The organism is Leptothrix ochracea (assembly GCF_041083635.1).
In the GTDB taxonomy this organism is placed as follows: domain Bacteria; phylum Pseudomonadota; class Gammaproteobacteria; order Burkholderiales; family Burkholderiaceae_C; genus Sphaerotilus; species Sphaerotilus ochraceus.
Genome location: NZ_JBFPHB010000003.1, coordinates 145,415 through 153,892, shown reverse-complemented (window position 1 = coordinate 153,892; position 8,478 = coordinate 145,415). Strand labels below are relative to the sequence as shown.

The 8,478-nt window shown below is 61.2% G+C and carries 9 protein-coding genes; all 9 read right to left on the bottom strand.

Annotated features, from left to right (window positions below; all coding sequences use genetic code 11):
* Nucleotides 1-132: 132 nt before the first annotated feature.
* The 9 genes from AB3X39_RS01515 to bamA all read right to left on the bottom strand — a co-directional run bounded on the left by AB3X39_RS01515 (nt 133) and on the right by bamA (nt 8,478).
* Nucleotides 133-435: a hypothetical protein gene (locus AB3X39_RS01515; RefSeq protein WP_369415584.1), complete on the bottom strand. Its 303-nt coding sequence runs from the start codon at nt 433-435 to the stop codon at nt 133-135.
* A 214-nt stretch (nt 436-649) separates the two neighbouring features.
* Nucleotides 650-1,465, bottom strand: a complete 816-nt coding sequence (locus tag AB3X39_RS01510) for a TrmH family RNA methyltransferase (RefSeq protein WP_369415583.1) — start codon at nt 1,463-1,465, stop codon at nt 650-652.
* On the bottom strand, nt 1,462-2,133 hold the full coding sequence (gene rnhB, locus AB3X39_RS01505; protein WP_473964877.1) for a ribonuclease HII: 672 nt from the start codon (nt 2,131-2,133) through the stop codon (nt 1,462-1,464). The genes AB3X39_RS01510 and rnhB overlap by 4 nt, the downstream gene beginning before the upstream one ends.
* Entirely contained in the window at nt 2,105-3,250 is a 1,146-nt protein-coding gene (gene lpxB, locus AB3X39_RS01500) for a lipid-A-disaccharide synthase (RefSeq protein ID WP_369415591.1), read from the bottom strand. Before lpxB ends, rnhB begins: the two co-directional genes overlap by 29 nt.
* A gap of 45 nt (nt 3,251-3,295) precedes the next feature.
* Complete coding sequence (gene lpxA, locus AB3X39_RS01495; protein ID WP_369415582.1) at nt 3,296-4,117, bottom strand: acyl-ACP--UDP-N-acetylglucosamine O-acyltransferase; 822 nt, start codon at nt 4,115-4,117, stop codon at nt 3,296-3,298.
* Between the two features lie 17 nt (nt 4,118-4,134).
* A complete protein-coding gene (gene fabZ, locus AB3X39_RS01490) occupies nt 4,135-4,581 on the bottom strand; it encodes a 3-hydroxyacyl-ACP dehydratase FabZ (protein ID WP_369415581.1) in 447 nt (148 codons plus the stop codon).
* On the bottom strand, nt 4,578-5,654 hold the full coding sequence (lpxD, locus tag AB3X39_RS01485) for a UDP-3-O-(3-hydroxymyristoyl)glucosamine N-acyltransferase (protein ID WP_369415590.1): 1,077 nt from the start codon (nt 5,652-5,654) through the stop codon (nt 4,578-4,580). Before lpxD ends, fabZ begins: the two co-directional genes overlap by 4 nt.
* 11 nt (nt 5,655-5,665) lie before the next feature.
* Nucleotides 5,666-6,178, bottom strand: coding sequence for an OmpH/Skp family outer membrane protein (locus tag AB3X39_RS01480; RefSeq protein ID WP_369415580.1), 513 nt, complete (start codon nt 6,176-6,178; stop codon nt 5,666-5,668).
* Nucleotides 6,178-8,478, bottom strand: a complete 2,301-nt coding sequence (gene bamA / locus AB3X39_RS01475) for an outer membrane protein assembly factor BamA (protein ID WP_369415579.1) — start codon at nt 8,476-8,478, stop codon at nt 6,178-6,180. The genes AB3X39_RS01480 and bamA overlap by 1 nt, the downstream gene beginning before the upstream one ends.

The window sequence follows — 8,478 nt, the reverse complement described above, 5'->3', positions numbered from 1 at the left end:
CAAGCTTATGCAGTCGCGCTAGCAGCGCTACGCAAGCTAGCAGGTTTTCGGCATTTCATAAACCCATCCTCCGCAACTTAAGATGTCCGGCTGTTTGTGTAGCGCTAATGTCAGCTGAACTACATTTAGACATCACCGGCGGGCCTGTGGGATGAGGCCTATCACGCTGGTGATGCTCCCTGAGGCGGCATCGTAAGCCATTGAAAGACCTCTGAAAAGCCCCGAGGGGGCCAACTTTTTGGGGATGGTGTGAGCGTGATAGGTGGCGATTAAAAACCCGTGCGTTTGCTTGACCGGGTGCATCAGGAGATTCGTTTCAAACACGACAGCATTCGGACCGAGGATGCCTATTGTGTGCAATGGATACGGCATCTCATCTTGCCCCATGGAAAACGAGTTACTGTCAGAAATAAATCGATCAACGTCGATATTCATTTCATGTTCCTCCTGATCCACTGCGATTGACTATTAATAACTATCAAAGATAGTAATAACCAACATTCCCAAAGCCACGCACAGAAATAGAAAGGCGAAAGAAACCAGCACAAACCAAAAACGGCTTGCCCTTTAGTGATGAATGAAACTCTTGTTTGTGACTTTTGTCACAGACTACGCCTGAGTGGCGGAGTTGTCGCCCCAGAGAAAACCCTTAGTCGAAATTTACAGTTTGCCGAGCTGCTTCGTAAAAACAAATCGCGGCAGCCGCAGCGACGTTGAGGGATTCTTCGCCGCCGGGTTGGGGGATGGTGACGGTGTGGGCGCAGCGGGCCATGAGGGCGGGGCTGACGCCTTGGCCTTCGTGGCCGAAGACCCAGGCGCAGGGTTGGGGCAGGCGCAGGCGGTGGAGGGGATCGCTGGTGGCGTGCGAGCTGGTGGCCAAGAGGGGCACGGGCAAGGTGGCGAGGTCGTCGGCGCTCAGGCCTTCGTGCAGGCTCAGGGCAAAGTGCGCCCCCATGCCGGCGCGCAAGACTTTGGGCGACCAAAGTGCGGCGGTGCCTTTGAGGGCCAACACCTGGCGCACGCCCAAGGCGGCGGCGCTGCGCAAAATAGTGCCAACGTTGCCGGCGTCTTGCAGGCGATCAAGCACCACCGTGGCGACGGTTTGGAACGTCATCATGGAGCGGGGTGCATGCCCAGGCTCTTGGCCGGGCACGTCGATCAAGAAACCCAGCGGCGGCGGCGATTCAAGGGTGCTGCATTGGGCCATCAACACGTCGCTCAAGACCACGACGTCGGGCACATTCAGGGCCAAGGCGCGCAGGTTCGGGTCATCCCAAGCGCTGCGGCTGAAAACGGCGGTGCGTGGCGCCCCACCCCGGGCCAGAAAAGCGCGCGCCAAGTGATCGCCCTCCAGCCAGATGCGCCCCTGACGCCGATAGCCGGTGGGGTCTTGCACCAAGCGGCGCAGTTCCTTGACCCAAGCGTTGGCGGCGGAGTCGATCAAACGGGGGGCAAGCAAGGTCATGACGAAGAGGTCAGCGTGACGGACGAAGAAGACAGGGCAAGGGCCAGCGTGGCGCGGCGCACCGGGGCAAAGGATTGGCGGTGCTGCGGACAAGGGCCGTGCAGCCGCAAGGCTTCTTGGTGAGCGGGCGTGGGGTAGCCCTTGTGGATGGCGAAACCGTACTGCGGCCAGCGCGCGTCCATCTCTAGGCAAAGCCGGTCACGTGTCACTTTGGCAAGGATCGACGCCGCTGAAATGGCTTGCACCTTGGCGTCACCCTTGACGATGGCTTCGGCGGGCATTTTCAGCAGCGGCAGACGGTTGCCATCGACCAGCACCTTGGCGGGCTTGAGGCGCAAGCCTTCGACGGCGCGCTTCATGGCCAGCAAGGTGGCTTGGAGGATGTTGAGCTGATCAATCTCAGCGGCGCTGGCTTCGGCGATGCAAAAGGCCAAGGCCTTGGCGCGAATCTCGTCAAAGAGCAGCTCGCGCCGCCGCTCGGTCAGCACTTTGGAGTCGGCCAAACCAAGGATGGGTTGCAGCTCGTCAAGAATCACTGCGGCGGCCACCACCGGGCCGGCCAGCGGACCGCGCCCCGCTTCGTCCACACCCGCCACCAAACCCATGGTGTCAAAGCTGAACGTGAGTTGAGAGGGCGCTTCAGCGCTGGAGGATTTGCGCGATCGCATCGGTGGCTCGGCGCGCCGTATCTTGGCGCAACAGACGGTGAAGGTCGTCGAAACGGGCCGAAACGCGGGCGCAGGCCGCCGGATCATCCAGCCAGCGCAGCGCCTCACGGGCCAGCGCCTCGGGCGTGGCGGCGTCTTGGATCAGTTCAGGCACCGCAAAGTCGCGCAGCAAGATGTTGGGCAACCCCACCCACGGCTGCAAACGCATGCGCTTCATGAGCTGCCAGCTTAAAAAATGCATGTGATAGGCGATCACCATCGGCCGCTTGAACAAGGCCGCTTCGAGCGTGGCGGTACCGCTGGCGATCAAGGTCAGGTCGCAAGCGGCCAAGGCCTCGTGCGAGCGGCCGTCGAGCACGTCGATGCTCACCCCGGGCGCATGCTCGGTCAGCAGCGCGTCGAACATCGAACGCAAGCCCGGCACCACCGGCAACACAAAGCGCAAGCCGGGGCGCTGCTTGACCAACAAGGCCGCCGCAGCCAACAGGCGCGGTGCTATGTGCCGCATCTCGCCCCGGCGACTGCCGGGCAGCAGCGCGATCACCCGCTCGGACGGGGTGTAGCCCAGCCGCGCCCGGGCCGCGACGCGCGGTGTTTCAAGCGGAATCGCGTCCGCCAGCGGATGGCCAACGTAGGTCGCGGGGATGCCGGCCTTGGCGTAGATCTCGGGCTCGAACGGGAACAGACACAGCACGTGATCGGTCGAGCGGCGCATCTTGTCAATGCGACCGGCGCGCCACGCCCAAAGCGAGGGGCCAACGAAATGGATCGCCGGGATGCCAGCGGCCTTGAGGCGCTCTTCCAGACCGAGGTTGAAATCAGGCGCATCAACACCGATGAACAGATCGGGTTTGTGCACCAACAAACGCTCAGCCAGTTGTCGGCGGATGCCCGCGATCTCGCGGTAATGGCGCAGTGCTTCGGCGTAGCCATGCACCGCCAGCTTGTCGTGCGGCCACCAAGCCTGGAAACCTTGGGCCGCCATCTTCGGCCCGCCGATGCCGACCGCTTCCAGGCCCGCCCAGCGCTGGCGCAAGCCGCCCAGAAGAAGCCCGGCGAGCAAGTCGCCCGAGGTTTCGCCCGCCACCATGGCTAAACGTGGCGCATCTTGCGTCATGGTCATGGTGGCGGGGGGGCGCGGCGGCAGCCGTGACTCAGCCACTCAGCGCACCAAGCCACGCTTGGCTTGGGCGATGAAGTCGAGCATCAAGGTGATATCGGCGTCGATTTGGGCGTCGATCTCAGCTTGCTGCGCAGCAGCATCCCTGCCCGGCCCGCGCAGCGCGCTGATCGCTTCCACCGCTTGCTCCAGCGGCATGCCGGAGCGGAACAACAGCTTGTGCATCTCGCGGATCGGGTGGAGCCGCTCGTTGCTGAAGCCGCGCCGGCGCAAGCCGGTGAGATTGACCGCCCGCACGCTCAAAGGGTTGCCGTCCACCGTCATGTAGGGCGCAACGTCTTGGGCCACATGGCCTTGGAAGCCGATCATGGCGTGCGCACCGATATGCACAAACTGATGCACCCCGGAGAGCCCACCGATGGTCGCCCAGTCGCCCACATGCACATGGCCCGCCAGCGTGGCGTTGTTGGCCAAGACGCAGTGGTCGCCGAGGCGCACGTCGTGCGCCAGATGGACGTACGCCATGATCCAGTTGTCTGAGCCAACCCGGGTGACGCCTTCTTCTTTGAAGGTGCCGGTGTTGAAGGTGCAGAACTCGCGGATCGTGTTGCGGTCGCCGATCACCAGTTCGGTGATCTCGCTGCCGTGGCTCATGTCCTGCGGCAACGCGCCGATGGAGCTGAACTGAAAGATGCGATTGTCGCGGCCGATGGTGGTGCGGCCTTCGATGACGCAGTGCGGTCCGATGGTGGTCCCCGCCCCGATCTTGACCTGCGGCCCGACGATGCTGTACGGGCCCACCGTGACCGACTCGTGCAGCTCAGCCGCCGGGTCCACAAGGGCGGTGGGATGGATCTGCGCCATGACCGACTCCTTCGCTTTTAGGCAATCTTGCGCATGGTGCACATCAGCTCGGCCTCGGTCACCACCTCGCCATCCACCAAGCCCCGAGCGTGATACTTGAAGATGCCTGCCTTGGCGCGCAACAGGGTTGATTCGAGCACCAGCTGATCACCCGGCTCGACCGGACGCTTGAAGCGCGCGCCGTCGATGCCGGCGAAATACACCACCGTGTCGTCGCCCGGATCTTCGCCCATCGAAGCAAAGCTCAGCAGCGCCGAGGCCTGCGCCAGCGCTTCGAGGATCAACACCCCCGGCATCACTGGACGGTGCGGAAAGTGGCCCATGAAGAACGGCTCGTTGATCGTGACGTTCTTGATCGCGCGGATGCTCTTGTTCAGCTCGATCTCCAACACGCGGTCCACCAGCAGAATCGGGTAACGATGCGGCAGCTTCTTCAGGATCTGGTGGATGTTCATGGTCGTCATAGGTCGCTCTTTTTGTCCAAGTTCTTGTCGAAGTTCTTATCGATGTTTTGTTCGAAGTTTTTTTCCAGGGCGCGCAAACGCTCGCGCAAGGTATGCAAGTGGCGCAGGGTGGCGGCGTTCTTTTCCCACGCGCTGTTGTCGTCGATGGGGAAGATCCCGCTGTACTGGCCCGGCTGCTTGATGGAGCGCATCACGGTGCTGGCGGCCGAAATGTGCACACCGTCAGCCAACTCCAAGTGGCCCAAGACCACCGCCCCACCGCCCACGGTGCACCCCTTGCCAATGCGCGCACTGCCCGCCACGCCGGCACAACCGGCCATGGCGCTGTGGTCGCCGATCTGCACGTTGTGACCGATCTGAATCAAGTTATCGAGCTTGACGCCGAGCCCGATCACGGTGTCTTCCAGCGCACCTCGGTCGATGCAGGTGTTGGCACCGATTTCCACGTCGTCACCGATGCGCACGCCGCCGAGCTGCTCGATCTTTTCCCAGCGGCCTTGGGTGGGCGCAAAGCCAAAACCGTCGGCCCCGATCACCACACCGCTGTGCAACAAGCAGCGCGCACCCAACACCGTGCCCGGCATCAAGGTGACACGCGGCGCCAGCCGCGTTTGGGCACCGATGACCACCCCCGCACCAATAAAAGCGTGCGCACCGATCTGTACGCCCTCGGCCAACACCGCGCCGGCTTCAACCACCGCTTGCGGGCCAATCACCACGCCCGCACCCAACTGAGCCTCGGGCGCGACCACCGCGCTGGGGTGCACACCAGGCTCAGCTTGCGGGCGCGTGCGCGCTGCCCACCACTGGGTGAGCCGGGCAAAGTACAGGTACGGGTCCGGCGTGATCAGCGCAGCCCCCCGAGCCACGGCCTCATCGCGCAGCGCCGGGCTGACGATCAGGCAGGCGGCCGAGGTGGTGCGCAGTTGTGCGACGTAGCGCGGGTGCGAGACAAAGCTGATGGCGCAAGCATCGGCCGCCGCAAGGCCAGCGATGCGTGCAATCACCAAGCGGCCATCACCGATCAGCTCACCGCCCAAGGCTTGGTGCAGCTCAGCCAGCGTGGTTGACAACACCCCCGCCATCACTTGACCGTCACAGAAGCCGCGTTGAGCGCCTTGATCACCTTCTCGGTGATGTCCACCCGCGCAGAAGCAAACACCGCCTCTTGGACGATCAGGTCGTATTTGTCCTGCTCGTAGATCTGGCGAATCACGCGATTGGCGCGCTCGACCACCGCCGACAACTCTTCATTGCGCCGCTGGCTCAGATCTTCTTGGAATTCACGGCGCTTGCGTTGCAAGTCGCGATCTTGCTCAAGCAAATCGCGCTGGCGCTTGGTGCGCTCAGCCTCCGACAGGGTTGGCGCGTCTTTGTCGAGCTTTTCTTCAGCAGTCTTGCGGCGTTGCTCTGCATCACGCAGATCACGATCGCGCTTGCCAAACTCGGTTTCAAGCTTGGTTTGGGCCGCCTTGGCGGGGACGGCTTCGCGCAAAACCCGCTCGCTGTTGACGTAACCCAACTTGAGTTCTTGGGCCGAGGCCGAGGTGCCCATCAGCACAAAAGCGGCGCACAAACTTGTAAGCGTGGACTTCATCAAAATGCGGTCCCCATCTGGAATTGGAAGTTTTGGATTTTATCCTGCGGGAAATACCGCACGGGTTTGCCGTAACTGAACTTCAAAGGCCCCACCGGAGACATCCAAGACAGGCCCACGCCCACCGAGGCCCGCAGCGAAGACAACTGAAGGTTCTCAGTTTCGTTCCAGACATTGCCCGCATCGGCATAACCAAAGATGCGCAACGAGCGGTCATGCCCCACCCCAGGGAAGGGCACATACAGCTCAGAGTTCAGGTTCAGACGACGGCTGCCCCCGATGTAGGCCCCGGTCACATCCACCGGCCCGAGGGAGTTCTGATCGAAAGAGCGCACCGTTCCCAACCCACCGGCGTAGAAGTTTTTAAAGACGGGGTAAGGCCGGTTCATCAAACCCACCCCGTAGCCCATTTCTGCGTTCACCCCAAGGGTGACGGTCTTGGTGAACGGCCAGAACTGTTGAATCTGTGCATTGGAGCGGAAATACCGCGTGTCTCCGAAAGCCCCAAGTTCGAGATTGACGCGTTGATAGGTTCCAGAATTCGGCGCCATCGCGTTATCGCGCCCGTCGCGCTGCCAACCCAGGGTCAACGGCACCGTGACGCTGGAGGTACCGTAATCCGCCCGATAGCGGAAGTAATACTCCGGCAGGGCTGACGAGGCCAAGATATCGGTACGCTCAAGGCCCCCACCCAGAAACACCTTGTCCAACTCGGTCACCGGCACCCCAAAACGCACGGAACCCCCAACCGTGACGAGCTTGTATTGCTCCCCCTGACTGTTGATCGGCTTGTTGGTGCGGTAGTACATGTCGAAGGAACGAGAGACGCCGTCTTCGGTGAAGTAAGGATCGACCGAGGAGAAGTTCAACATCCGCGTCGCCGTGGTGGTGTTGAAATCGATGCCGAAGTAATTGCCCGAACCGAAGATATTGTCCTGCCGCACCGAGGCATTGAAGCCCAAATGATCCGCCGTCGAATAGGTGGCCCCGATCATCATGCTGCCGTTGGGCTTTTCTTTGACGGTGAACGTGAGATCGACTTCATCCGGACTGCCCGGAACTTCTTGCTGTTCCACGTCCACTTGGCTGAAATAACCCAAGCGGTCAATACGATCCCGCGAAAGCCGGATGCGGCGACCGTCGTACCACGCCGATTCAAATTGCCGGACTTCACGCCGAATCACTTCATCGCGCGTTCGGGTATTGCCCGAAATCTGAATACGCCGCACATAGGCCCGACGCCCTGGATCGGCGTGCAAAGTCATCACCACCTGCCCTGTCTTGCGATCCACCTGAGGTAAGGCCTCGATGCGTGCAAAGGCATAGCCAAACAAACCAAAGCGTTCATTGAAAGCCCGAATCGTCGCCGCCACATCATCCAATCGATAGGCTTGACCTGGGCGAATCGACACCAGCGCGCCAAACGCCTCGTCTTGCCCCAGATAGTCGCCTGTGAGCTTGACGCCGGTGACCGTGTAGTGCTGGCCTTCCTTGACATTGATCGTGATGCCAATGTCTTGCTTGTCGGGCGAAATAGCCACCTGACTGGAGGCAATATCGAACTCAAGATAGCCGCGGTTCAAATAGAACGAGCGCAGGGTTTCACGATCTGCGTTGAGCTTGGTCTGGGAGTAGCGATCCGACTTGGTGTACCAAGTCATCAAGCCGCCCGGCGTCAGATCCAGCTGATCGATCAGCTCAACTTCACTGAAAGCTTGGTTACCCGTGATGTGGATATCGCGAATACGCGCGACACCCCCTTCGGTGACCGAGAAAGACACATTGACCTGATTTTTCTCGATCGGTGTGATGGTCGTGACCACCTCTGCCCCATACAAACTGCGGGTCAGGTACTGGCGCTTGATTTCTTGTTCAGCGCGGTCCGCTTGAGCGCGATCAAACGGCATCCCATCAGCAACACCAACGTCCTTCAAGGACCGGATCAAGGTGTCGCGGTCAAACTCTTTGGCGCCGACAAAATCGACGTGCGCAATGATCGGCCGCTCTTGCACCACCACCACCACCACGGGGCCTTCGACGTCGATGCGCACATCCTTGAAGTGCCCTGAGGCAAACAGCGCTCTCAAGGCCACCACCGCCTTTTCATCGGTGTAGTTGTCACCGGTGCGAAAAGGCAACGCCGAAAAGACGGAACCCGCATCCGTACGTGCGAGCCCCTCAATGCGGATATCGGCAATTTGAAAGGGAGTGACCGCCTGCGCAACCTGAGGTGCGGCACAGCCCAAAGCCAGAGCAAGTGCGACGGGATGGAATCGGCTCAGAAAATTGGAAAGACGCAT

Bases quoted from the DNA above. Each gene is read 5' to 3' on its own strand.
- fabZ (WP_369415581.1), bottom strand. From the start codon at position 4,581: ATGACGACCATGAACATCCACCAGATCCTGAAGAAGCTGCCGCATCGT.
- AB3X39_RS01510 (WP_369415583.1), bottom strand. From the start codon at position 1,465: ATGACCTTGCTTGCCCCCCGTTTGATCGACTCCGCCGCCAACGCTTGG.
- AB3X39_RS01515 (WP_369415584.1), bottom strand. From the start codon at position 435: ATGAATATCGACGTTGATCGATTTATTTCTGACAGTAACTCGTTTTCC.
- lpxB (WP_369415591.1), bottom strand. From the start codon at position 3,250: ATGACGCAAGATGCGCCACGTTTAGCCATGGTGGCGGGCGAAACCTCG.
- lpxA (WP_369415582.1), bottom strand. From the start codon at position 4,117: ATGGCGCAGATCCATCCCACCGCCCTTGTGGACCCGGCGGCTGAGCTG.
- rnhB (WP_473964877.1), bottom strand. From the start codon at position 2,133: ATGCGATCGCGCAAATCCTCCAGCGCTGAAGCGCCCTCTCAACTCACG.
- bamA (WP_369415579.1), bottom strand. From the start codon at position 8,478: ATGCGTCTTTCCAATTTTCTGAGCCGATTCCATCCCGTCGCACTTGCT.
- AB3X39_RS01480 (WP_369415580.1), bottom strand. From the start codon at position 6,178: ATGAAGTCCACGCTTACAAGTTTGTGCGCCGCTTTTGTGCTGATGGGC.